A 22,956-nucleotide genomic window follows, 5' to 3' on the forward strand; every position below is an offset into this window, starting at 1 on the left:
TTTATAGCTGATTTACGCTTAACGTCGATAACCAGCCGGGTTTCACTTTGGCTACTAACTAGCCTGTTGCTGCAGCTGAAGTCGATATGCCACCAGATCCTCAATACTGATCACCGGCATCTGGTGCTTGCTGGCAAAGCGAATGACGTCGGGCAAGCGCGACATGCTGCCGTCATCATTGGTCAGCTCACATAGCACACCATAGGGTTTGAAACCGGCTAGTCGCATGAGATCGACTGTGGCTTCGGTATGTCCCCGGCGTTCCAGCACGCCGCCTTGTCGGGCGCGCAGAGGAAATACATGGCCGGGGCGATGCAAATCTGCCGGTACGGCACTGTCGGCAATGGCTGCGGTTATGGTGGTCAGACGGTCATGAGCCGAAACACCGGTGGTAACTCCGACGGCGGCCTCAATGGTGATGGTAAACGCAGTTTGAAAGTGACTGGAATTGGTTTCCACCATCATCGGCAGCTGCAATTGCCGGACCCGTTCCTCGGTGAGGCACAAACAGACAATCCCCGAGCAGGCGCGGATCATCAAGGCCATCTGTTCGACGGTCATGGTTTCTGCGGCAAAGATGAGGTCGCCTTCATTTTCACGATCCTCATCGTCGACGACTAAAACCCCCTGCCCAGAACGGAGAGCGCTGAGGGCGGCGTCAATGCGTTGTAAAGGGGAACCAAATTGCGAGAGTAAAGACTGATCCATGGTAAGTATCCTGATATGTCAAATGATTACCTGAATCAGGGCACGGAAAGGCAGCAAGCGGCAAGCCCGTTGGGCTGCCGTTAAGAATGGCTGTCGTATCCTCTTTCATCCGGACTATAACCGTCGGCTCCGGAGTTACACCGGATCTGCTGACCTCTTGCCGAATAAACATCGACAAAAGCGCTCGCGGGCTGACCATGTCGTAACATGGATTACCGCCGGTGGGGAGTTTCACCCCGCCCTGAGAATAAGCAAGGCAAGGCTAACTCGGCACCACTCAAAATGCCAGCGGCAGTCGGTTTAGCCGATTGTTTTGGCCGGCTAATGGGGTCAACTGCGGTAAAGAACTTTGATGAGATGAAAACCAAACTGAGTTTTTATCGGGCCTAATACCGTGAGTACTTCACCTTTGAAAACAGCATCATCGAAAGGCTTGGCCATCTGTCCCTTCCGGAATTCGCCCAAGTCACCGCCTTTTTTGCCTGAAGGGCAAAGCGAATGACGGCGAGCGAGCTCACCAAAATGGGCCCCCTTGGCAAGTTTTACTTTTAGGGCTTCACATTCATGACGGTTTTTCACCAGAATATGCAAGGCTGCTGCTTTCATTCCACGATCCGTTGGCTATAAAAGGGCGATTTTCAATCATCTGCTCGATGGCTGCAAGCGGACCCAGGCTGGGCTGTTAGCCGAAAGTCTCTGTGTTACTATCCGTTAGGCAAAGGCTGGACTCTAGCGTCGCCATGATAAATTCTTTTAACAGCGAGCAAAATATTACGTGAAAAAACGCTCAGCTTTTCTTCCGGTAGTGATGTTACCCCATCGTTTGCTTCTTGGCGGTTGCTTGCTGCTGGCCCTCTGGGGCATGCCGGTGCAGGCAAAAAATATCAGTTACCGGATTGATGGCATCAGTGGTGATCTGAAGGAGAATGTAGAGACTCATTTGGCCGCGTTGCCGAGCATCCAACCCGGTCGAATAGAATATCGGGGCAAACAGATCCGCTCCGCTGTCGAACAGGGCTTGCAGGCGCTAGGGTATTATCAATCCCGGATCCAACTGCAGGTAGATGAACAAAATCCGGCACTGTTGCATGTGCAAGTGACCAAAGGTAAGCCGGTGACGATCCGGACGCTTAGGGTGCAACTGCTGGGTGATGCACTCAATGATGAGGCATTTGACCGACTCCTCAAGCAATTACCGCTTAAGCAAGGCGATGTGCTGAATCATGGCAAGTATGAGGATATTAAGTCAGCGTTAGCCACGCGCGCGGCTAATCGCGGCTATTTTGACGCGGAATTGGTGACCTCCCGGGTCAAGGTCTATCCCGATGAGCTGGTTGCCGATGTGGTCATCGAGTTTTCCAGTGGTCATCGCTATCATTTTGGTGAAGCGCGCATTGTTGGGGTTACTGAATCGCTGCGGCTCATCCACCCGCTGCTGACCTTCAAAGCCGGAGACCCTTATCAGGCACAAGATCTGGCGACCTTGAGCCAGTCACTATCGGAAACGCGCTATTTTCGCCAGGTGGATGTCCGGCCCCTGCTCAACGAAACCCGGGATCATCAAGTCCCCATCTACATTGGCCTCGAGCCCAAGAGTGATAACCTAGTCGAGACGGGGGTCGGCTATTCTACGGACGAAGGTCCTCGCGTTCAGTTAAATTGGGAAAAGCCCTGGCTAAACAGCCATGGGCACAGCTTGGCGGCGCAGTTTAAGATGTCGCAACCCAAGCAAGACCTGAAATTCAACTACCGGATCCCGGGCAAAGACCCGATCAACGATTACTACAATCTGCAAACCGGTTATGAGCACACGGATTTAAATGACACTCGATCCAGTAAAACTTCAGCCGGTATCCATTACTGGACCAAAAAGCTGGGCAATTGGGAGCGTGATTATTTCACCCGCCTGGAATATGAGTCATTTCGTCAAGGGCTGAGCGAGGGTAACAGTTTGCTGTTGATACCTGGAGTCAGCCTCAACCGTTTGCGTGTCGATAAGGCTATCGATCCGGAATTCGGTGACCGGATCTTGCTCACTACTGAGTTTTCACAGCCAGCCTGGGGCTCGGATCTGGGTTTTACCCGCTTGTGGGCTCGAACTAAATGGTTGCGGACACCCTGGGAGGGCGCGCGTTTTACTACACGCCTGGAACAAGGGGGGATCATAGGTTCCAATCTGGATGAGATGCCCCCAAGCTTGCGTTTTTTCGCCGGGGGGGACCAATCAGTGCGGGGCTTTGGTTTTGAAACCATCTCGCCGGTCGATGCGAGCGGTCAGTTGACGGGCGCGCGATATGTCACGACCGGATCGCTGGAATATGCGCATCCCGTGGCTGAGAAGTGGCGCCTGGCCAGTTTTATAGATGCCGGAACCGCAACCAATGATTATCAGGATCCATTGCGTGTCGGGACTGGTCTGGGGATGCGTTGGATTTCGCCATTCGGGCCTATCCGCTTCGATCTGGCATTCGGGGTGTCGGAAACCCATATTCCCTGGCGTCTGCATTTTGGTTTGGGAGCCGAGCTATGAGTTGGTTGCGGCTGACATTTGTGGCCTTGAGCAGCCTGTTGCTCTTGCTGTTGGTACTGGTGGGATTACTGCTCTTTACTGCCGCAGGCAATCAGCTGTTATGGCAACAATTGCAGAGCTCGCAACCGACGCTGCAGGGTGAGCTGGCCAGTGGCCATCTAGGGCAGGGGTGGACGTTTCGCCATCTCGACTACCGCTCTTCGCTACTGGATGTGCAGGCGGATGAGCTGCGCCTGAAATGGCAATTGGGCGCTTTGCTCAGTGGCCGCTTGTTGATTGACGAGGTTCAACTCGATCAGGGGCGTATCCAGATCCATCCGCTAGCCGATCCCCTCCCGGACCCTGAATCCGAGGAGCTACTGCAGACAGAGCCGATGGATCAGCTAATCCAGTTACCATTCGGTATTCAGCTCAAGCGATTACTGGTTCGCGACTTTGTCCTGACGACACCCGATGTCCGGGTGGCGGTTGGCCGTTTGCAAGCGGCTGCCAATTGGCATGGTTCGCGATTACAGCTGGAACACGCTGACGGCGCGGATGTCGATGTCGCTTTGCTTCCATCGCCAAAATCCAGCGCGACCAAGAAGGAGACAACCGCGCCGCCATTGACGAAACCCTTTGATGCTCGCGTCGTTCAGCAGCAGATCGAATTATTGCCCAAGGTGTTCCTGCCGTTCACACTGGAAGTCGAGCAGTTCAATGTTCAGCGCGCTCGTTATCATCAAACAGGATTTGATACCGGGCTATTCGATGTGCAAGCCCGCGCCGGATTTGAGGGCGTTGAACTGCGAGTGGCGCAACTGCAAGTGTGGCATCCATGGGGTGAACTCCGCTTGAAGGGGCAGATGACGTTCCAGGACTATTATCCGATGCAGTTTGAGCTCCAAGGCCTCTCCAAGGTGCCATGGTTGGACAAGCAACTCGTGGGGCGGCAAGCCCGCTTGAGCGCAGTTGGCCCCTTGACGGATCTGCAGACCAAACTGGTGGTCGAGGGGACGGAAGGTCTGACCATGAAGGCCCGGCTGAATACGCTAGCTCCAGATCTGCCATTCGAGACGGAGGCACAATGGCAAACATTGCAGTGGCCACTCAAGGCTGCGGAATATGCGCTGACTAAAGGGACTCTGCGTGCTTCGGGACGGCTCTCGGACTATCGGGCTTCGTTGCGGAGTCAAGTCAAGGTGCAGGAGTTGCCGATTTCCAAGCTTGATGTGACGTTGACGGGGTCGCTAGATGGCATTGCGCTGGCGCCGCTTAACATCACCACGGGCCACAGTCATCTCGGGGCAACCGGTAAACTGAGTTGGGTTCGGGGAATTCACTGGTTGGGCAAGCTCGAAGCGAAAAGCAGCAATTTGCAGGAGTGGCTTCCTGAGCTGTCGGGACGCATCAATGGCTCGGTAACCTCGGAATTTGCACAGAACGATGATCATTGGCAGCTGAAACTACCGGCTATTCAAGCCTCGGGCCAACTCAATGGTTATCCGCTGACGCTCTCCGGCAAGCTCAGTGGTGATGACCGAATGGCATGGCGTTTTGAGCGGATAGCCTTAAACAGTGGTGGTAACCAACTCCTGCTGGATGGCGAGTTAGCGTCGCGTTGGCGATTGCATGGCACATTGCAAGCCCCGAAACTCGAGGTTTTGTATCCCGAGCTCGGTGGGGCAATGAGCGGGCAACTCTCACTCTCCGGTAATGCCCAGACTCCCGTTATCCAGGCATCGCTGCAAGCGGATGAAGTAAGCCTAGCCGGAACCCGGTTGCGACAACTCGCCTTGGATGTCTCTATGTCGCTGGGCACCTTATGGCAGGGGGATGCCAAGCTCACATTGGGTCGACTGCGTAGCGGTAGCCAGCGTTTGCAGGATCTGGAACTGTCCATTACGGGAACGGAAAAATCGCATCAAATCGCGTTGCAGTTCCAGGGCAAGCCGATCGCCAGCACGTTGGCGCTGCAAGGTCGTTGGACTGGACATCAGTGGCAAGGTGAACTGGGCTCGGGACAACTGGAGACACCCATCGGCCCTTGGCACTTGGTCTCACCCTTGACGCTGGCGATTGCTCCATCATCACCCAGTGTTGTGCTCGGGAGTCAATGTTGGCGCTCGGAGAAATCTTCGTTCTGCGTCGATGCTACCGAACTCTCGCCGCAACAGGGTGAGCTGAATGTGGCACTGACCGATTTTGCGACCCAAACATTACAACCTTTCCTGCCCGAGCGCATGGATTGGGTGGGGGTGCTTGGCCTGCAAGGAAATGTGGGTTGGAAGCAGGGGATCCCCCATGCCAACCTGCAACTGGTGAGCGAGCCCGGCAAGCTGATCGCCGACGAATTCGCCTCGGCCTATGATCAGTTGGCCATCTCAACCCAACTGGATGCGCAACAGGGCAAGCTGGAGCTCCACTTTTCTTCCCAGCAATTGGGCAAGGCCGATATTAATTTGTTGCTTACAGATCCCATGGGCGAACGCGGCCTGGGGGGGGAGCTGTCGATCAGTCACCTGCGTCTGTATGGCATAGCGCCACTCTTTGACGAACTAAAGCGAACCCGTGGCCGCATCGATGCCAAAGGCCGTATGGCTGGAACCTTGAGTAAACCACTGTTCTATGGACGCGTGGCGCTCAGTGAAGGCGAGGTGGAAACCTCGACAGAACTGGCGGTTATCAAGGCGTTGCATACTGAGCTGCTGATTGATGGTTCCCGGGCAACCCTCGCGGGTGATATGAAGGTCGGCAAGGGAACACTGGCTTTGAACGGGGATGTGGACTGGTCGCAGGAACCTCTGTCTGGGCAACTGCGGGTGCGGGCCGATACTCTGGAGATTGGTCTGGCGGGCTACGGACGAGCCCGGGTGAGCTCTAATTTGACGTTAGCCTTGGGCGACACCATCCGTCTGGAGGGGCAGGTGCAGATCCCATGGGCTCGTATCAAGGTGAAGTCCTTACCCGATAGTGCGGTCAGCGTGTCGGAGGATGTCGAGGTGGTGGATCCCCGGCGCAAAACGGCGCCGCCACCCAAAGCACCATTGCCGATCTGGTTGGATGTCAGTTTAGGGCTGGGCGGAGATGTGCAACTGGATGCCTTAGGGCTCAAAACCAAATTAGTGGGCGGAGTCCGGGTCGTTCAGGATCCTGAGACACCACTACGAGTGGATGGCGAGATTGCTCTGAATGATGGACGTTTCAAATCCTTTGGACAAAATCTGCTGATCCAGGAAGGTAAATTACTGTTTAGTGGTAATCCAACGGCGCCGTATCTGCTGGTGAAGGCCGAGCGGGATCCGGAAACGATGGAAGACAAGAATATTACGGTCGGGGTCAAGGTTTCAGGACCAGCTAGTCAGCCGAAGATCGAAATCTATTCCGAGCCTCAACTCTCGCAAAGCGAAAAACTCTCCTACCTGTTACGCGGCAAAAGCTCGAGCAGTAGCGGTACCACCTCGAACGATGAGGCTATGACTGGGATCTTGCTGGGGGCGGGATTGAGTCAAGCCAATGGTCTGGTATCGGGAATTGTCGAGAATTTTGGGTTCAGCGATGTCAGCCTGGATTCGACCGGTAGCGGAGATGATACCCAGGTCAGCATCAGTGGTTATTTGATGCCGGGTTTGCAATTGCAATATGGCGTGGGCGTCTTCACCTCGATCGGTGAGGTCAAGTTACGCTATGAATTAATGCCCAGACTCTATGTGCAAGCCTTAAGCGGTCTGAACCAAGCTCTGGATCTGTTCTACAAGTTTGAGTTCTGAGGGTGAGCCCTGTGCTCAGGGCTCACGGTTTTACCGCCACACTGTCTATTCGTGGTTGTGTGGTGAGGCGGGGGGCGGACCAAATTGCTGTTCCAACTCGCGGACCGGTAATGGTCGGGAGCGTAAGAACCCCTGAAAATGATCGCAGCCCAGATCGCGCAATACCTGCAACTGCTCCTCGGTCTCGACGCCTTCGGCGATGACTGAAAAATCCATGACTTCGGCCAACGCCAGTACGGTCGCCACCAGTACTCGATCCTTGTGGTCCTCCGCCAACCGCATGATAAAGCTGCGATCCAGCTTGACCTCATTGACCGGTAACTCCTTGAGATAGGCCAGTGACGAATAGCCAGTGCCAAAATCATCGATCGACAAGCGGATCCCTAATTGACGAATGGCCTGCATCTTGTGAACTGTCTCGTTCAGGTTCTCCAAGACTACGGACTCTGTTAGTTCCAATAACAGGCAGGGGGCGGGGATCCCACTCTCCTGCATGATCAATTCCAGTTGCGGTAGGAAATCCCGGTGATGAAATTGCCGGGCGCTGACGTTGACGGAGATCGCCGGCAACGGCATGCCTATGCTTTGCCAATAGACAAACTGGGTGCAGGCTTGACGCAATACCCAGAGGCCTATTTCATTGATCAGACTGGTCTCTTCAGCCACCGGAATAAATTCGGCGGGGGAGATAAAGGTCCCTTGATGCTCCCAGCGCAAGAGGGCTTCGGCACCTACCAAAGCACCCGAGACGACCGAGAATTGTGGCTGATAGTACAGTTGAAATGCATGTAGCCGCAGCGCATCGCGGAGTTGGTTATTCAACTCCAACCGACGCCGCACGGCTCTGCCCATATCGCTGGTGAAGAATGCATGCCCCCCACCACTCTGGCGTTTGGCAATGTGTACTGCGGTGTCGGCTTGCTGCATGACCTCGGCAAAAGAGACCTCGTCGGGGAACACACTGATCCCCAGAGTACAGGTGACATGTAAGGTAATGCCATTGATGTCGAAGGGTTGGCTGAACAGGCTGCTGAGTTCCTGAACCAAGTATTCACACTGGATACGGGCCGAGATCAGGCTGGATCCCAAATCTTTGGCCAGTAGCGCAAATTGATCGGCCGAGGCTCGAGCCAGCAACAACTGCTGGCCAAGATTGTTTTGGAGACGCACCACGATGGCTTTCAGCAGTTGATCGCCCAAGGCATGGCCAAGTGAGTCATTAATATTTTTGAAGTGATCGATATCCAGTAACAACAGCGCGCCAAAGAGACCCAGCTCCTGAGCCTCTTGCAGTGCCATCTCTAGTTGTTCCAGCATGGCGCGTCGATTGTAGATGTTGGTGAGATCATCGTAATAGGCGAGTTGCTCGATCTGCTGCTCGTTATGGCGACGTTCGGAGATATCGTCGATGGTGCATAGATAATGGGTGATCTCATCATGGCGACGAATGGTGGTGATCGTCAGTCGTACGGGAAAATAGAAGCCGTTGGCCTTGAGGATATTTTCCTCGCCTTGCCAATAATTTTGTCGTTTCAAGGTCTGCTGCAAGGAATTATAGAATTCGTCATCGTAGAAGCTGGGACGTAGCAGCTTCATGTGATGACCAATGATGGCCTCCGGCGCGAATTGCGTCATGGCGATAAAGGCAGGATTGGCTCGCTCGATAAAGCCTAAGGCATCAATGACCAGAACCGCCATTGGTGTTTCAAATGCAGCGCGAGCTAATTGCAACTCCTCTTCAAATCGCCGCCGCAGTAGCTCGCCGGTGGTGCGATGAGCGGTCAAGGCGAGAATCGTTTCAAGCGGCGCGCTATTGGCAGGCTGATTGCGGAACAGTAAGCACATCAGACCGACAAGCTGCTGATCCTCATCGAGTAGTGGATAGCTTAAGCAGGCTTCAAAGTTGCCATATTCAGCCAGCAACGGACGCACTACCTCGAGCGAGTCGCCCTGCAAACGCTGCGGCTTCGGATCGAGCAAGAGTTGCCAAGCATCAGGTTGTAGCGAGAGCTCCTGCTCCGGTAACCAGCTACCGCGATCATAACGCACCACGCTGGCCAGATGAGCTTGTCCTTCCCGTTGTAGTTGTCGCCAGATGAGGACTTGACTGGCTTGACACTGCTCCGCGAGCAGTTGCGCCAGATGGGCAAAATAGGCGGTACCGCTATGGCTGGCGATGCGAATATTGAAATCCTGTAGCCACTGCAGATGATCCAGGTTTGGTGATGGAGGGAGCTCCAGCAATAGGCTGGCAGCCTTTTCGGCCAGCTGAAAGGTTAGCGCCGGAAAGCTTTGTTGAAATGAGCGGTATTCCAGCGTAATGAGTCCAGAAAGAACCCCCGATTGTTGCAACTGTACGTCCAGCCGGGCATGGATGTCATCCTCGGCCAGATACTGCTGGCTCTTGAGCATAGGCTGATGAGACAGATCCGAAAAACCGAGACAGCCTCGTGAGCGCAAGGCTTTCAGGTAACGGTTATCTACGGTTTGCGGCGAGGGGATTTTGCCGTTGCCCAGCATGAACAGCGGCGTCATGAGTTGGCTATCCAGACTCCACAGAATGAGTCGTTCACAGCCGGTGGCGGCATACAGAGTGTGTAAGATCCGTCGATTACGTTCTACTCCCGAGCTGCTCGTCGCCTGCTTGTCCAGCTCCAGAAACTCGAGCGCTTGTAGCGGACTACTCCCCGTTGTTGCCAACAAAGGCTGGGCAACCAGGATCCATTCCGGATGCCGATCGGGTATGAATTGCAATAACCAGAGCGTATCGTATCGTGCTAGCTGCACACAGCCAGCCTGCTGCTTGTCGAGGAGCTGATTGATTTCGCTGGCCTCGTCGGCAGGTAATTGCTCAGGCCAGGGTTGCCCGGGGAAGGGACACACGGCATCGGGGACCACGGAGGAGCCAATGGCGGTGAGCTGACGGGTAAGCATGTCCAGTCGCAGTAAGCTGGATCCGCTTGCTGTCTGGTGAGATGAAGCCACACTGGGTGCCGGAAGTTGCATAAAATCAATGAACTATAATAGGCCGACTTCTCTTCAGCATACCCGATCCAGGCGGTCTGGCAATGTTATGATTGCACTCTAAATTAGAAATGCCTAAAGTAACGGCATTCGTGATGAAAGGAATAGCATATGACCAAAATCGTCATCGTCGGTGGTGTTGCCGGCGGCGCCTCCGCTGCCGCTCGTGCTCGCCGTCTCTCAGAGAGCGCCGAAATCATAGTGTTGGAGCGTGGCGAGTATGTTTCTTTTGCCAACTGCGGTTTGCCCTATCACATCGGTGGCGATATTCAGCAACGAGATGCGTTGTTGTTGCAGACTCCGATGAGCTTCAAGCGACGCTTTAATGTCGATGTTCGTACCCAACATGAGGTCATCGCCATCGATCGGCAGGCCAAGACAGTCACCGTGAAGGAGATGATCAGCGGACGTCTCTACATCGAAAGCTATGATCGCCTGCTATTGAGCCCTGGCGCGGCGCCGATCCGACCGCCACTGCCGGGATTGGATAGCCCTGGAGTCTTTGCGCTACGTAATATTCCCGATATGGATCGGATTGTCGCCGCTCTGGAGCAGCACGCGCCGACCCATGCCACCGTGGTGGGGGGAGGATTTATCGGTTTGGAGATGGTCGAGGCGCTGCATCAGCGCGGCATCCGTGTCACCCTGCTGGAATTAGCCGATCAGGTGATGGCACCCGTGGATAAGGAGATGGCCAATCTGGTTCATCAGACACTGGTGCAACATGGTTTCGACCTGCGGCTCAACACAGGGCTGAACAGTGTGGCACCGTGCCCAGTCTCTATTCCTGAGCCTGATGCGACAGGTGATTACCAGATTACTCCTGCGGTCGATACGTTGCAGCTCTCCTTGAGTAATGGATCTACCTTGACAACGGGTCTGCTTATTTTGGCGATCGGGGTCAAACCGGAAACCTTGTTGGCGGTGCAAGCCGGGCTTGAGTTGGGGCCTCGAGGTGGCATCAAGGTGGATGAGGGCATGCGTACCTCGGACGCGGCAATTTATGCGGTTGGCGACGCGGTTGAGACCACTGACTTTGTCACCGGTAAGCCGGGTTTGATGCCGCTGGCTGGTCCAGCCAATCGTCAGGGGCGATTGGCAGCGGATAATATGCTTGGCCGCAAGGTTCTGTATAAACGGACCCAAGGGACTGCAATCTGTAAAGTGTTCGATTTGGCCGTTGCCAGCACGGGGCTGAACGAGAAGAGCCTGATTCGCTCGGGCATGGCGTACCAGAAGATTTATGTGCATCCAGCCAGTCACGCCAGTTACTACCCTGGCGCTCAGCCCGTCAGCTTCAAATTATTGTTCGATCCGCACAATGGTCGCATTTTGGGTGCACAAGCGGTCGGTAAGGATGGGGTGGATAAGCGTATTGATGTCTTGGCCGTGGCCATGCGCGCTGGTTTGAGTGTGATGGAACTCGAAGATCTGGAGTTGACCTATGCACCGCCCTTCGGCTCGGCTCGCGATGTGATCAATCAGGCGGGTATGGTGGCGGCAAACGTCATCAAAGGAGATGAACGGATCTGTCATAGCGAAGATGTGCTCGACCTTCGCTCCGATCAATTGGTGCTGGATGTCCGTAACCCCGCTGAGTTGAAAGCCAATGGCCAGATCCCGGGTGCTATCAATATCCCGGTCGATGAATTACGGGGCCGTTTGCATGAGCTACCCAAAGAAAAGGAAATTTTGATCACCTGTCAGGTTGGTTTGCGCGGGCATGTCGCTTACCGGATGTTGACGCTAGCCGGTTTTACCGCGCGGAACCTTTCCGGTGGGTTCAAGACGTTCCAGATGGCAACTGCTGAATACTAACCACGATATCGTCATTGGCGCTAAGCAAAGGCCTCCCTTGGGAGGCCTTATGCATGCGCGACAGGGAAAGGCTATACCGGATCATCGGCGTCCAGCAGATTCGCAAATGGATCATCCAGCTCCATGGCATTGAGACGGGTGGTCTGGATGAATCGTGGTGGTTGACCTTTAAGTCCCCAGACCGACAACTCGCCAGCAAGAAAAAGATGACCGGGATAGGATTCATCATCGGTCCGGAAACCGGCAAGTTGGCTGCTATCAAAATCGACCTGGTGGAGAGATAGAATTGGACGCAAGGCAAAAAACAGATCCCGGGTCAGTTCAGTCCCCAGGCTGACAGGGCGGCGATCGCCGTCAAACAACCAGTTGCCTTCCCCCTGCATATTGTTGAAAAAACCACCGTGCTGCAGAAAGTATCGAGCCAAGCGAATGGCGTCGGCAAGCTGCATTCCGGCGTGCTTTGGATGCGGGCGCCAGAAGGTCAGCTCTTCGATCTGAGTCAGGGTTAACCACTCATCAATCTGTTCCGGCACCGGTATGGTTTCCCACAGTTGTTGCACACCGAGCTGGATTTGCAGGGTGATATCTCCCAAGCGTTCAATGATTTGTTCCGGAGGCATGCTGGGGTCGGAGATCAGGTGATGGACGGCGATTGCAGCCTGTACGTTATCGGAATCAGGTGTATCAGAATGAAGGGTGTCGTGAGATTCAGGTTTCATCGTTTCTCAATCCTAGGTCAGTCAGAGCCGTATGCGCAGCCATGTCGTTGAGCTTATATGACGCGAGTCGAGCACCAAGGGAAATTATGCTGCGAGATGGCAGATGTTTTAGCTTCTTCACATCTGCTGATCCAAATGGCTAATCGGTGCGGGTGTAGCTATCCAGCAACTGTTGGTAATCCCCCCGTTTTTTCATTTGCCGTAACGCTTGGTTAAACGCGGCGACAAACGCCGGCTTAATACTCTGTTTACTGAACATGAAAAACGTCGGTGCCGAATAGATGGTGATAGGGGCCGGTTGTACTTTGAGATCCAGATGTTGTTGCTTTAAACCCCATGTGGTTGCCAGCCAATCGCCGAGAAAACCGTTGATCCGGCCCTTCTGCAATTTAGCGTAATTCATATGTTCCGATAACACGGTTTGGACATTCTGGTGCTGGCGGTAGGGCTCAAATTCAGGGCCGTAAAAGAAGTCTTTGGTAATACCCAGTACAAAGCCCTTATCGAGCAGCGTGCCGATATTGGTCCCAGGAAGCGATTGCTTGGGGCGTATCCAGAGCATGACTTGACTCGGGCTGTAGGCATCTGAAAAATAAGCAAATTCGGCACGCTCTTCGTTGTAGTAAGCCTCCATGGCGATATCGGCTTCCCCGATCTGGATTTCTTGCAGCTGGCGACGCCAGGGGCGTGGACGAAAGACGACTTCACACCCCATATCACGCATCACCGCCTGCAATATCTCGACCGCAAAGCCATGCATAGCTCCATCGCTACTCTGGAAATGGTAGGGCGGCCAGTCATCCCAGCCGACTCGTAACGGGTTCGGGCATAGTGGATTGGCTATGGTGAGAGGGCTGGTCAGCGATGCCAGAAAAAATAGGAGCGGGCATAGCAATTTCATTCCGAGGGATCCTGATTTTCGAGTCTGAACCTCTGCCGATTAAAGCAGAAAATAACGTTTTATCCATGACGTGCTGCGCAATCTCAGCCGGAATGCCCCGTAGTCGGTTTTCATCACTTCTATTTTGTTCCCAGAGCGAGCGGGGGGAGCTCTCGAAATAAATGTAACAAGCCCTCAGACCATGCCTGTCGCAAGGCCTGAAAATGGGGGTGTTGATCGGTGATTCGATATTGTTGTTCGGCGCAAAAACTACCTTGCGGATAGATCAGAACATCCAGTGGCAAGCCTACGGATAGATTACTGCGCAGGGTGGAATCGAGGGAGATCAGGGCACACTGCATGGCTTGCTCCAACGAGGTCTGATAATTCAGCACCCGGTCAATAATCGGTTTGCCGTACTTGCTTTCACCGATTTGAAAATAGGGGGTATCTTCCGTGGCTTCGATAAAGTTGCCTTCCGGATAAATATGGAATAGCCGGGGATCACTGCCGCGGATCTGCCCGCCTAGCAGCAGGTTACAACCAAAATTGACGCTGCTCTGCTGTTGTCCACCATCTCTGGAGATAACTTCCCGAACCGTATTTCCCACCAGCGTCGCCGCATCGTACAGCGAACCGACGTTCATCAGGTTCAACTTCTCCTCCTGACAGCGTTGTCGCAGCAGGCTCAGCACGCTCTGGGTTGTGGCTAAATTGCCCGCGCTCTGTAACACCAGCAAGCGCTCGCCCGGCTGGTGAAACACATTCAATTTCCGGAAGGTGGCTATGTGGTCGACCCCCGCATTGGTGCGGGAGTCAGAGGCAAACACCAGGCCATCGGCCAGGCGCATCGCGACGCAATAGGTCATGGCTCTCTCTCTATCAGGCAGGCACATCAGTGCTGCGGATTATTCTATCTTACTGCTGTCGTTCGGATTGCTGACTGATCAGATTGACGGCGGCATGAGCCAGCATGGCCTCGTTTCCACCGCCGTAACGGACACCCCGCACCGGACAGGCATCCAGATAATCGATACCGACGGCCAGCTTCAGATGTTGGGTCGGGGTCGTACACTGATTGGTGACATCAAAGGTATGCCAGTGGTCCAGATACCAGACTTCGGCCCATGCATGGGTGGCGACATGGCTGGAGTCTGGAGTGTAAAGATAGCCGCTGACATAACGAGCTGGCAAACCTAACGAGCGGCAGCAGGCCAGAAAGACATGGGTATGGTCCTGACAGACCCCTTCGCCGGCGGCGAAAGCATCTGTGGCGGCCGAGTCGACGCGGGTGCTGCCCGGACTGTAGGGCATCCGCTCCAGCAACGCTTGCATCAGGGCTTCCAGGCCGGATTGCAGATCATCGGGCGTGTGATAGCGTTCGGCCAACTGACGGATGGCGGCATCGGGTTGGGTCAAGGGGCTGTGGCGCAAGAAGATCAATGGCGAGTGGGTTGCATCCGGCTCTTCCTCCGCATCCAGGATCTCGACGACACCACGGGCATGGATATGAATGGCTTCATGAGGCTGGTCCAGCGTCAGTACATGCAGCACATTGCCATAACTGTCGGTGGTGCAGGTGGCCGATTCCGGCAGATCCAGCTCCCAAGACAGAATGCGTTGCCGGTTGGAATGCTGAGGGGTCAGGCGCAGGTACTGGGTACTGCGGCGCACTTCACCTTGATAGGTGTAATGGGTGTGATGCTCAATGGTCAATTTCATTAGGATGCCTCCAGGTAGGCCCGGTGAATGCTTTCGGCAATCGCATTGATGTCATGCAGAAATTGGTTCAGATAATCGTGCAGTCCTTCAGCAAAGAGATCGCCAATGGTGCCAAAGCGTAATTTGGCGTGCTGGACCGCGGTCAATAAGCGGGGTTCGCGCCCGGTATCCCCTTCGATTTTAGCGAGCAGTTGTTCCACTTCCTCGACGCTGGCGCGCAGGGAGCGAGGAACCTCACTACGGAGGATGAGCAATTCAGCGACTTGATCCCGGGTCGGGCTCTGCTTGTACAGCTCCTGATAGGCCTCATAGGCACCGACCGAGCGTAACAGTGCGTTCCAGCGATAAAATTCGCGGACCGGATCTTCATCCTCTTTCATCACCTGATATTTCACATCCAGGATCCGCGCTGTGTTGTCGGCGCGTTCGATAAAGGTCCCCAAACGGATGAAGCGCAGGGTGTCGCTACGCAATATGGTGCCGAAGGTGGCGCCGCGTACCTGATGGGAGCGTTCTTTCACCCAATCAAAAAATGCGACGGCATCCAGTCCGGCGATGCCGCGTTTGCGCAGGGCTTTAATCTCCAGCCAGGTAGTATTGAGGCTCTCCCACACTTCGCCGCTAATGCGACCCCGTACCGCATGGGCGTTGTCTCGTGCGCCGCGAATGCAGTTGTAGATGCTGCTGGGGTTCGCTTCATCCAGCAGAAAGAACTCCAGCAGATTGGGCATGTTGATCTGCTCATAGCGCGCCAGATAGGGCTCATGAGTACCTGTGATGGTCAAGGGCGCAATCAGTTCACTATTATCGGCATCGATTTGCGGCATCAGAGACATTGAATTCGTGACATCCAGCATGCGGGCGGTATTCTCCGCGCGCTCCAGATAGCGGGACATCCAATACAGTTCACTGGCAGTGCGACTCAGCATAAAGAATCCTCCAGAACCCAGGTATCTTTGGTACCACCGCCTTGCGAGGAGTTGACGACCAGAGACCCCTCGGTCAGCGCCACCCGGGTTAATCCGCCGGGAACGAGTCGAATTTCACGACCGGTCAATACGAAAGGACGCAAGTCGATGTGACGCGGTGCCACACCTGACTCCACGAAGGTGGGACAAGTTGATAGGGAGAGGGTGGGTTGGGCGATGTAATTATCCGGTCTGGCCTTGATGCGCTCGGCAAAATCAGCCAGTTGTTGCTGGGTGGCGCACGGACCAATCAGCATGCCATAACCGCCGGCGCCATGAACCTCCTTGACCACCAGCTCCGGCAAGTTGGCCAACACATGGGACATCTCGCTGGGGCGTCGGCACTGCCAGGTGGGCACATTGTTGAGGATTGGCTCTTCGCTGAGATAGAAGCGGATCATGTCCGGTACATAGGGGTAAATGGACTTGTCATCGGCAACCCCGGTTCCGACCGCGTTGGCCAGCACCACACCTCCATCCCGATACACCGACAGCAAACCAGGCACCCCGAGCATGGAGTCGGGACGGAAGGCCAGTGGATCCAGATAGGCATCATCGATGCGACGATAGATGACATCGATCTGCCGGGGACCTGCGGTGGTGCGCATGAACACCCGGCCGTTCTTGACGAAGAGGTCGGCATTTTCCACCAACTCGACACCCATCTGTTGTGCCAGAAAACTGTGTTCGAAATAGGCACTGTTGAAGCGGCCCGGGGTAAGCACCACCACGCAAGGGTTATCGACCGGGGTACTCTCGCGCAAGGTTTGCAGCAATAAAGAAGGGTAACGCTCTACTGGCGCTATCCGTTGCAGGGAGAACAGCTCCGGGTACAGACGCATCATCATCTTGCGATTTTCCAGCATGTAAGAAACGCCGGAAGGGGTGCGCAGGTTGTCCTCCAGCACATAGTAATCGCCATTGTTATTCCGGATCAGATCCACGCCGGTAATGTGGGCATAGATCCGGCGATGCAGGGTGACGCCTTGCATGCAGGGCTGATACTGATCATTGGCCAGCACCTGTTCGGCGGGTATCACCTTGGCCTTGAGAATATGTTGCTCATGGTAGATATCATGCAAAAACGCATTTAGGGCTGTCACCCGTTGCCGGATGCCGCGATCCAGCATTTGCCACTCGCTGGCGGGAATGATGCGTGGCACGTTATCAAAAGGAATCAAACGTTCGGCACCATCCTGTTCGCCATACACGTTGAAGGTGATCCCGACGCGGTGGAAGAGCAGGTCGGCCTCTTCGCGCTTGTGCTGGATATGTTTCTCATCAGTTTGTTTCAGCCACTGCCAGAATGGCGAATAGTGGGCCCGGCTGCTGCCATCGGCGAGCAACATCTCGTCATAGAGATCGGGGCTTGGGTTGTGGATCCTGAGCATCTGACACCTCGAATACGCCTTCCTTGTTCATTCTCTGTCGCAATCGGCATGCCAGCATTCAAGCCGGTTTTGCCAGGCAAATCAGCGGAAATAGAGCCAAAGCTGTGCAGGTCGATGGGTTTTGCACTCAGTTGGTGCAACTGGCGGCGGGCGGAATTGAGGAGCGGAACGGAAAGTGTCACCAGGGGAAAAATGGGGCGCCAGAATATGGCGCCTCTTCAAACTTGGTCCTGGGTTAGTGGCAGCCGAGCCTGCGCAACAACCAGGTTGCGGGGCAAAAACCAGTCAGGGCGCTCTGGATGAGATTCAGGCCTATGAATACCGTCAGCCAGATAAACGCTGGGTGTATCCAGTAGGTAAGGGCTACTGAAAGCAGGACCATGCTGCCAGCTATGATGCGTACGCCATTATCGATGGTCATGATCTGTAAGGCTCCTGAGAGGATTGATAAATTAGGCTTCACTAAACTAAGGCCTCTGTTTAGAATAGTCTTTAATTAAGCAATTGCTAATTAATGGCGTCATAGTTGGCTAATTTTCAATATGAAGGATGTTGGATGATTCACTTTACTCCGGTAAGTGCCCTGTTGGGCGGTATCCTGATTGGCCTGGCGGCCTTGTTGCTACTCTGGCTGCAAGGGCGCATTGCGGGCATCAGTGGCATATTGGCGGGTTTGATGGATGGGGCAAAAGGCGACCGCATGTGGCGGCTGCAGTTTGTGCTGGGACTGCTGGCGGGGGGCGCCTGTGGTGTTTGGTTGCTGGCGCTGCCAACTCCGGATCTGTCGGTTGTATCGGTGCCTCTGCTGCTGAGCGGCGGATTTTTAGTCGGGTTTGGTGCCAAGCTGGGCAATGGCTGTACGAGCGGTCATGGGATTTGCGGCATCGGCCGCCTGTCTTTGCGTTCCGTCGTGGCAACCCTGAGTTTCATGTTGGCGGGAATGCTGACTGTGTATGTTATACGCCATGTATGGGCTTAACCGGAGGATATGCTGTTATGCGCTGGATTTCAGGGTTGAGCGGTATGGTGTTTGGTTTGGGGTTGACGCTCTCGGGTATGGTGCTACCGAGCAAGGTGCAGAATTTTCTCGATGTGGGTGGCAACTGGGATCCCAGTCTGGCTTTGGTGATGGGCGGCGCATTGTTGGTCTTTATGCCCGGCTATTTTTGGTTGGTTAAACCGAGAGCCAAGGCGGTGGATGGATCCGATTTCCACATCTCTAGGACGAAAAATCTCGATAGCCGACTGCTGATAGGCAGTGCGCTATTCGGTGTCGGTTGGGGGTTGGTCGGGATCTGCCCGGGCCCGGCCATCACGGCACTCGTTACCGGCCAATGGCAAATCCTGTTGTTTGTCGCCGCCATGTTGTTCGGTATCAAACTGGCCTGTTGGTTCACGTCGCGCGGTACGCGCCGGGCATGACCCCGCGTGGATTGGCTATGAAATAAAGGCGCCTCTGCGGCGCCTTTCCTATGGAGTTGATACCCTCTATCAGGCATTCAGAACCTTGCGGATCTCCTGAATGGAGAGTTTGTAATGGCGTGGGCAATCGCGCCAGGCTGCCAGCATGCGTTGGTACTTGTCGCGCATGCCAATTTCCGAGGTGAGCGAAGAGCAGCATTTACCCAGTTCCGGGAAGCGTCCCTCAACATCCAGCAGGAAGCAGACGTAATCTGCCAGCTCCTTCTCATGGCTTCTGGAATAGCCAATATAGTCGAGCCGGCTGGTCGCCAGCTCTTGGACTTCGGTGGCTGGTAAATTGGCATAGGAGACCTGCAGCGCGTGGTGCATCTCCAGCGTGTCGATGACCTCCCGGCAGGTTGCCTCGTCCAGATGACCAAACTCTTTTTCCAATTCCAGCAATTGCAGGCAGTAACCATGCTCAATGATGGTTTGGCAGCGTTGATAATAATCGGCTTTTTCCGGATTGAGTTTTTTCAGAATTTCATACTGATTACTCAGGATCAGGCGCTGGGCATGGTTCATATTCATCGGCGATTATCCTTTGAGGGGCCAACAGGCACGTCAATTAGTTGAATTTGAAATGCAGCATTACGGTTTTCGTGGCAATCCACCATGATCTGGGTCATTCCTGATTTCACGAACCTCTTTCTAGCGCGAATAGAGTTTTTTTTTATGTGAACTCGAGCCCATTCTCTGTTGTTTCTGCGACAACTGCTTTACGATTGGCCCACCTGAAATCGAGCTTTCGATTGTTATGTCGCGAACACTTAAAGCGCTCATTATTTTGGCAATCCTGGGATTGTCTGCTTATTACCTCGCCGTTTTGTATCTGGCGACCCATCCTTCTGTGAGTTATGCCTATCGTCTCTATTATCTGGAGATGAAGACCCGTTTCTGGAATCGCAACCAGACGCTGGCCTACATTCCTGGGACTCGATTTGATATGGTCAACGACCGGGCCTGGATCCTCAGTCGTCAAGGCTGGTCATTGCCCAAAGACGATGGCACCGGCTCTGAGTTCTCGGGTGAGGGCGGACTCTATTTCACGCTGCATCGGGAACCCGGCAAGCTACGCCTGGAAGCCGATGTCCGGAATCTCAAGCCCAACACCCGGCTGAGTTTCAGTGTGGGTGAACAATGGCGTAGCGAGTTGGTTCTGCAACAGACAGGGCCTCACCATCTGGTGGTGCACCTGCCCGCCGGTCTGTTCATCGCCGATCCACTCCAGGCCAATTATATTGCCATGACCGGATCCCACCCGTTGCGGTTCCAGTCATTACAGCTTTCTCATGAGGAATAAGAACATCATGGTCAAGAAGAAAAACTTTACGTTGTCATTGGTGGTGCCTGCCTATAACGAGGAAGAGAGCATCCAGACGTTTATCGACACGATCGATCAGGAACTGCCGACGCTGCGGGACCAACTGGAGATTGTATTTGTCAATGACGGTAGCCGTGACAAGACTCGTCAGGTGATTGAGTCGGTGATTGAAAAAGACCCCCGCGTGACGCTGATCAATCTGGCGCGCAACTTCGGCAAGGAAGCGGCTATGACCGCAGGTCTCAGCCATGCTCGTGGCGATGCCGTGATCCCGATGGATGTTGATTTGCAAGATCCGCCTTCGTTGATCCTCGAGTTTGTTCGTCTGTGGCAAGAAGAAGGCTATGACACCGTCTACGGTGTGCGCTCCGATCGCAATGCGGACACCCCGATGAAGCGTCTGACCGCAGGTGGTTTCTATCGCCTGTTCAACGCCGTCTCCACCACCACCAAGATCCCGGAAAACGCGGGTGACTTCCGACTGATGGATCGCCGCGTGGTCGAGGTGATCAAGCAACTGCCGGAGCGCAACCGCTTCATGAAGGGATTGTTCGCCTGGGCGGGGTTCAACTCGATTGGTGTTCCGTATGAGCGCCCGGCCCGCGCTGCGGGTGAAACCAAGTTCAACTATTGGAAGTTGTGGAACTTTGCGCTGGATGGCTTCTTCAGCTTCTCCAGTTGGCCGCTGCGGGTATGGAGCTATGTCGGTGCCGGTGTCGCCATGCTGAGCTTCCTCTATATTCTAGTGATTATCACCAAGGTGATCTTCTTCGGGATCGACATGCCGGGTTATGCCTCCTTGATGAGTGTGATTCTGTTCCTCGGTGGCATGCAGCTGATATCTATCGGTGTGCTCGGTGAGTATTTGGGACGCATGTTCCTGGAAGTCAAACAACGTCCAGTGTTTGTGGTGGAAGGCGTCTATGGCCAATACTCGCGCACAGCTCCGGTAACGGAGCCGACAGCGGAATGATCTCCCGTGAAGAGTTTTGGCGACTGTTTCGCTTTGGCCTAGTTGGCGGGGGAGCTACCCTCGTCGATTTGGGCACCTCAGTGGCATTGTTTCGTGTTTGGCCGACGATTTCCGAACATCTGGTGACCACCACGGCATTTTTTGTTGCCTTCTGGTTTTCCTTCTTCGGTCATCGTTACATCACCTTCCAAAAGCATGGTGCCATCGGCAAATTTTTGCTGGTGGCCCTGTTTTCGTTGGCTGTCAGAAATCTGTTGCTCAGCGGTTTGCTGTTTGCCGGGCTGTCGGGTCTGTTGCCGGTCGTGATTGCAACGTTGGCGGTAACCATACTGACCTACTTGCTCTCGCGCGTCTGGGTGTTTGCTGATTAGGAGCTAAGCCACCAAATGCATTTGGAAAATGTTCAGGTCATCCCAGAACGCTTGGCCATTGGGCGGCGGGATTGGCTATTGATTGTGATTGCCTTCGTGGTCAGTCGCGTAGTGCTGTACGCCATCGGCTACTTTGGTGCCATGCACTACAATGTCGAGACTGATTACAGCGATGCAGTGAATATAGCAACAGCATTGGAGACCGATATTCCCAGCATGTTCTGTCAATTTGACTGCGGCTGGTTCCAGAGTATCGCGGATGTTGGCTATGACACTTATCCCCATGGTTTGACTACAGGCCATGCGGCCAACTGGGCCTTCCTGCCTGGTTTTCCGATGGCAGGCTATTGGGTGGGTGAGCTGCTGGGTATTGGTACCCTCAATGCGTTTTACTTGCTGACTAACCTGGCATTCTTCTTTACCCTGCCGTTGTTTTTTCTCTGTTTGCGGCAACTGGGGCAGGATCTGGAGACCTCGCGTTTCGGGGTTTGGTTGTTGGCCTTTTCGCCATTCTCCATCTATTTCATTGCCCCCTATACCGAGTCCAGCTTTTTACTATTTACGCTAGCCGTGTTCTTGTTTGCTTATCGACATCGCTGGCTCTGGGTCGGCGTGGCGGGTGCTTTGATGGCTGCGACGCGAAATCTCGGGGTCATGGTGGTGTTTCCGGTGCTCATTCTGGCGCTGCAAGCCTATGGTTGGCGCGAGTTGGTGCGGTTTGGCGATCGAACCTGGCGCGTGTTGCTAACACTGTGGGTTATTCCGTTTGCCCTGTTCAGCTACATGCTCTATCTGCATCTGCATGTCGGTGATGGCTTTGCCTTCAAAAATATCCAGCTAGCCTGGGGACGGATGTTTGATAATCCGTTCCACTATTGGCTGGATGGTTTCGAAACCGGGGGACGGAAGTACTACTTATCGGTGGTGATAGCCCTAGGCTGGGCGATGAATGGTTATCTGCTGTATCAGCGTCGCTACGCGGAAGCTGTGTTTATGCTGATTTGCACTATGGTTCCCATCGTGACCAGTACCAATGCCTTCCCGCGCTATTTGTTTGGCCTTTATCCGACCATGTTGGTGATGGTGTTGTTTGTTCGCAATAAACCCATCATGCGGCCGCTGATCCTAGCGCTTTCCGCACTGCTCTCGGCCTATTTCACTATTGCCTGGGTGAATGCCAAATTCTTTGTGGTTTAGCCTAGTGAATATCAGGAACGACAAGGGGAGCCTCGGCTCTAATGCCAGTCAGTTAACGCTGACTGGCATTGTTTTTATTAGGTTTTCTGATTGCATACTTCTTTGGCCTGGCTTTTACACA

General features: G+C 54.3%; 20 protein-coding genes and 1 riboswitch. Of the genes, 9 read left to right on the forward strand and 11 right to left on the reverse strand.

What is annotated here, in order from left to right:
- Nucleotides 1–54: 54 nt before the first annotated feature.
- Nucleotides 55–708, reverse strand: a complete 654-nt coding sequence (gene ribB / locus ACYVG7_RS20540) for a 3,4-dihydroxy-2-butanone-4-phosphate synthase (protein ID WP_460884968.1) — start codon at nucleotides 706–708, stop codon at nucleotides 55–57.
- 93 nt (nucleotides 709–801) lie between these two features.
- Nucleotides 802–961: riboswitch (FMN riboswitch) on the reverse strand.
- A gap of 77 nt (nucleotides 962–1,038) precedes the next feature.
- Nucleotides 1,039–1,314: a peptidylprolyl isomerase gene (locus ACYVG7_RS20545; protein ID WP_460884969.1), complete on the reverse strand. Its 276-nt coding sequence runs from the start codon at nucleotides 1,312–1,314 to the stop codon at nucleotides 1,039–1,041.
- Nucleotides 1,315–1,483: 169 nt separating this feature from the next.
- On the opposite strand from ACYVG7_RS20545, the gene tamA reads away from it, so the two are divergent.
- On the forward strand, nucleotides 1,484–3,238 hold the full coding sequence (gene tamA / locus ACYVG7_RS20550) for an autotransporter assembly complex protein TamA (protein ID WP_460884970.1): 1,755 nt from the start codon (nucleotides 1,484–1,486) through the stop codon (nucleotides 3,236–3,238).
- Entirely contained in the window at nucleotides 3,235–6,987 is a 3,753-nt protein-coding gene (gene tamB, locus ACYVG7_RS20555; protein WP_460884971.1) for an autotransporter assembly complex protein TamB, read from the forward strand. The genes tamA and tamB overlap by 4 nt, the downstream gene beginning before the upstream one ends.
- Before the next feature lie 45 nt (nucleotides 6,988–7,032).
- On the opposite strand, the gene ACYVG7_RS20560 is transcribed toward tamB, so the two are convergent.
- Entirely contained in the window at nucleotides 7,033–9,921 is a 2,889-nt protein-coding gene (locus ACYVG7_RS20560) for a putative bifunctional diguanylate cyclase/phosphodiesterase (protein WP_460884972.1), read from the reverse strand.
- A 201-nt stretch (nucleotides 9,922–10,122) separates the two neighbouring features.
- Here ACYVG7_RS20560 and ACYVG7_RS20565 point away from each other — a divergent pair, with 201 nt between their 5' ends.
- On the forward strand, nucleotides 10,123–11,829 hold the full coding sequence (locus ACYVG7_RS20565; RefSeq protein ID WP_460884973.1) for an FAD-dependent oxidoreductase: 1,707 nt from the start codon (nucleotides 10,123–10,125) through the stop codon (nucleotides 11,827–11,829).
- 71 nt (nucleotides 11,830–11,900) lie between these two features.
- On the opposite strand, the gene ACYVG7_RS20570 is transcribed toward ACYVG7_RS20565, so the two are convergent.
- From ACYVG7_RS20570 to ACYVG7_RS20600, 7 genes are all read right to left on the reverse strand, one after another.
- Entirely contained in the window at nucleotides 11,901–12,548 is a 648-nt protein-coding gene (locus ACYVG7_RS20570) for a hypothetical protein (RefSeq protein WP_460884974.1), read from the reverse strand.
- A 139-nt stretch (nucleotides 12,549–12,687) separates the two neighbouring features.
- Complete coding sequence (locus ACYVG7_RS20575; protein WP_460884975.1) at nucleotides 12,688–13,449, reverse strand: substrate-binding periplasmic protein; 762 nt, start codon at nucleotides 13,447–13,449, stop codon at nucleotides 12,688–12,690.
- A gap of 119 nt (nucleotides 13,450–13,568) precedes the next feature.
- Nucleotides 13,569–14,297 (reverse strand): peptidase, encoded by a 729-nt coding sequence (locus ACYVG7_RS20580; protein WP_460884976.1) that lies wholly within the window; start codon nucleotides 14,295–14,297, stop codon nucleotides 13,569–13,571.
- A 49-nt stretch (nucleotides 14,298–14,346) separates the two neighbouring features.
- Complete coding sequence (locus ACYVG7_RS20585) at nucleotides 14,347–15,150, reverse strand: transglutaminase family protein (RefSeq protein WP_460884977.1); 804 nt, start codon at nucleotides 15,148–15,150, stop codon at nucleotides 14,347–14,349.
- Complete coding sequence (locus ACYVG7_RS20590) at nucleotides 15,150–16,079, reverse strand: alpha-E domain-containing protein (protein ID WP_460884978.1); 930 nt, start codon at nucleotides 16,077–16,079, stop codon at nucleotides 15,150–15,152. Before ACYVG7_RS20590 ends, ACYVG7_RS20585 begins: the two co-directional genes overlap by 1 nt.
- Nucleotides 16,073–17,509 carry a circularly permuted type 2 ATP-grasp protein gene (locus ACYVG7_RS20595; protein ID WP_460884979.1) on the reverse strand — a complete coding sequence of 479 codons (1,437 nt, stop codon included), beginning with the start codon at nucleotides 17,507–17,509 and terminating at the stop codon, nucleotides 16,073–16,075. Before ACYVG7_RS20595 ends, ACYVG7_RS20590 begins: the two co-directional genes overlap by 7 nt.
- Before the next feature lie 235 nt (nucleotides 17,510–17,744).
- The gene (locus ACYVG7_RS20600; protein ID WP_460884980.1) at nucleotides 17,745–17,930 is read right to left on the reverse strand and encodes a YgaP family membrane protein; all 186 of its coding nucleotides are present in this window, start codon (nucleotides 17,928–17,930) and stop codon (nucleotides 17,745–17,747) included.
- A 135-nt stretch (nucleotides 17,931–18,065) separates the two neighbouring features.
- Between ACYVG7_RS20600 and ACYVG7_RS20605 the strand changes: the two genes are divergently transcribed.
- Nucleotides 18,066–18,488, forward strand: a complete 423-nt coding sequence (locus tag ACYVG7_RS20605; RefSeq protein WP_460884981.1) for a YeeE/YedE family protein — start codon at nucleotides 18,066–18,068, stop codon at nucleotides 18,486–18,488.
- A 17-nt stretch (nucleotides 18,489–18,505) separates the two neighbouring features.
- Nucleotides 18,506–18,931 carry a DUF6691 family protein gene (locus ACYVG7_RS20610; protein ID WP_460884982.1) on the forward strand — a complete coding sequence of 142 codons (426 nt, stop codon included), beginning with the start codon at nucleotides 18,506–18,508 and terminating at the stop codon, nucleotides 18,929–18,931.
- Between the two features lie 69 nt (nucleotides 18,932–19,000).
- Here the strand turns inward: ACYVG7_RS20610 and ACYVG7_RS20615 are convergent, their stop codons facing one another.
- A complete protein-coding gene (locus ACYVG7_RS20615; RefSeq protein WP_460884983.1) occupies nucleotides 19,001–19,501 on the reverse strand; it encodes a YfbU family protein in 501 nt (166 codons plus the stop codon).
- A gap of 226 nt (nucleotides 19,502–19,727) precedes the next feature.
- On the opposite strand from ACYVG7_RS20615, the gene ACYVG7_RS20620 reads away from it, so the two are divergent.
- The 4 genes from ACYVG7_RS20620 to ACYVG7_RS20635 are packed head-to-tail and all read left to right on the forward strand — an operon-like array spanning nucleotide 19,728 to nucleotide 22,835.
- The gene (locus tag ACYVG7_RS20620; RefSeq protein WP_460884984.1) at nucleotides 19,728–20,273 is read left to right on the forward strand and encodes a hypothetical protein; all 546 of its coding nucleotides are present in this window, start codon (nucleotides 19,728–19,730) and stop codon (nucleotides 20,271–20,273) included.
- A 7-nt stretch (nucleotides 20,274–20,280) separates the two neighbouring features.
- Nucleotides 20,281–21,267: a glycosyltransferase family 2 protein gene (locus ACYVG7_RS20625; RefSeq protein ID WP_460884985.1), complete on the forward strand. Its 987-nt coding sequence runs from the start codon at nucleotides 20,281–20,283 to the stop codon at nucleotides 21,265–21,267.
- On the forward strand, nucleotides 21,264–21,638 hold the full coding sequence (locus ACYVG7_RS20630) for a GtrA family protein (RefSeq protein ID WP_460884986.1): 375 nt from the start codon (nucleotides 21,264–21,266) through the stop codon (nucleotides 21,636–21,638). The genes ACYVG7_RS20625 and ACYVG7_RS20630 overlap by 4 nt, the downstream gene beginning before the upstream one ends.
- 15 nt (nucleotides 21,639–21,653) lie before the next feature.
- Entirely contained in the window at nucleotides 21,654–22,835 is a 1,182-nt protein-coding gene (locus ACYVG7_RS20635) for a hypothetical protein (protein WP_460884987.1), read from the forward strand.
- Nucleotides 22,836–22,956 lie beyond the last annotated feature (121 nt).

This window comes from Pseudaeromonas pectinilytica (assembly GCF_054780855.1).

Bases quoted from the DNA above. Each gene is read 5' to 3' on its own strand.
- ribB (WP_460884968.1), bottom strand. From the start codon at position 708: ATGGATCAGTCTTTACTCTCGCAATTTGGTTCCCCTTTACAACGCATT.
- ACYVG7_RS20545 (WP_460884969.1), bottom strand. From the start codon at position 1,314: ATGAAAGCAGCAGCCTTGCATATTCTGGTGAAAAACCGTCATGAATGT.
- tamB (WP_460884971.1), top strand. From the start codon at position 3,235: ATGAGTTGGTTGCGGCTGACATTTGTGGCCTTGAGCAGCCTGTTGCTC.
- ACYVG7_RS20560 (WP_460884972.1), bottom strand. From the start codon at position 9,921: ATGCTTACCCGTCAGCTCACCGCCATTGGCTCCTCCGTGGTCCCCGAT.
- ACYVG7_RS20565 (WP_460884973.1), top strand. From the start codon at position 10,123: ATGACCAAAATCGTCATCGTCGGTGGTGTTGCCGGCGGCGCCTCCGCT.
- ACYVG7_RS20570 (WP_460884974.1), bottom strand. From the start codon at position 12,548: ATGAAACCTGAATCTCACGACACCCTTCATTCTGATACACCTGATTCC.
- ACYVG7_RS20575 (WP_460884975.1), bottom strand. From the start codon at position 13,449: ATGAAATTGCTATGCCCGCTCCTATTTTTTCTGGCATCGCTGACCAGC.
- ACYVG7_RS20580 (WP_460884976.1), bottom strand. From the start codon at position 14,297: ATGACCTATTGCGTCGCGATGCGCCTGGCCGATGGCCTGGTGTTTGCC.
- ACYVG7_RS20585 (WP_460884977.1), bottom strand. From the start codon at position 15,150: ATGAAATTGACCATTGAGCATCACACCCATTACACCTATCAAGGTGAA.
- ACYVG7_RS20590 (WP_460884978.1), bottom strand. From the start codon at position 16,079: ATGCTGAGTCGCACTGCCAGTGAACTGTATTGGATGTCCCGCTATCTG.
- ACYVG7_RS20595 (WP_460884979.1), bottom strand. From the start codon at position 17,509: ATGCTCAGGATCCACAACCCAAGCCCCGATCTCTATGACGAGATGTTG.
- ACYVG7_RS20600 (WP_460884980.1), bottom strand. From the start codon at position 17,930: ATGACCATCGATAATGGCGTACGCATCATAGCTGGCAGCATGGTCCTG.
- ACYVG7_RS20605 (WP_460884981.1), top strand. From the start codon at position 18,066: ATGATTCACTTTACTCCGGTAAGTGCCCTGTTGGGCGGTATCCTGATT.
- ACYVG7_RS20610 (WP_460884982.1), top strand. From the start codon at position 18,506: ATGCGCTGGATTTCAGGGTTGAGCGGTATGGTGTTTGGTTTGGGGTTG.
- ACYVG7_RS20615 (WP_460884983.1), bottom strand. From the start codon at position 19,501: ATGAATATGAACCATGCCCAGCGCCTGATCCTGAGTAATCAGTATGAA.
- ACYVG7_RS20620 (WP_460884984.1), top strand. From the start codon at position 19,728: ATGTCGCGAACACTTAAAGCGCTCATTATTTTGGCAATCCTGGGATTG.
- ACYVG7_RS20625 (WP_460884985.1), top strand. From the start codon at position 20,281: ATGGTCAAGAAGAAAAACTTTACGTTGTCATTGGTGGTGCCTGCCTAT.
- ACYVG7_RS20630 (WP_460884986.1), top strand. From the start codon at position 21,264: ATGATCTCCCGTGAAGAGTTTTGGCGACTGTTTCGCTTTGGCCTAGTT.
- ACYVG7_RS20635 (WP_460884987.1), top strand. From the start codon at position 21,654: ATGCATTTGGAAAATGTTCAGGTCATCCCAGAACGCTTGGCCATTGGG.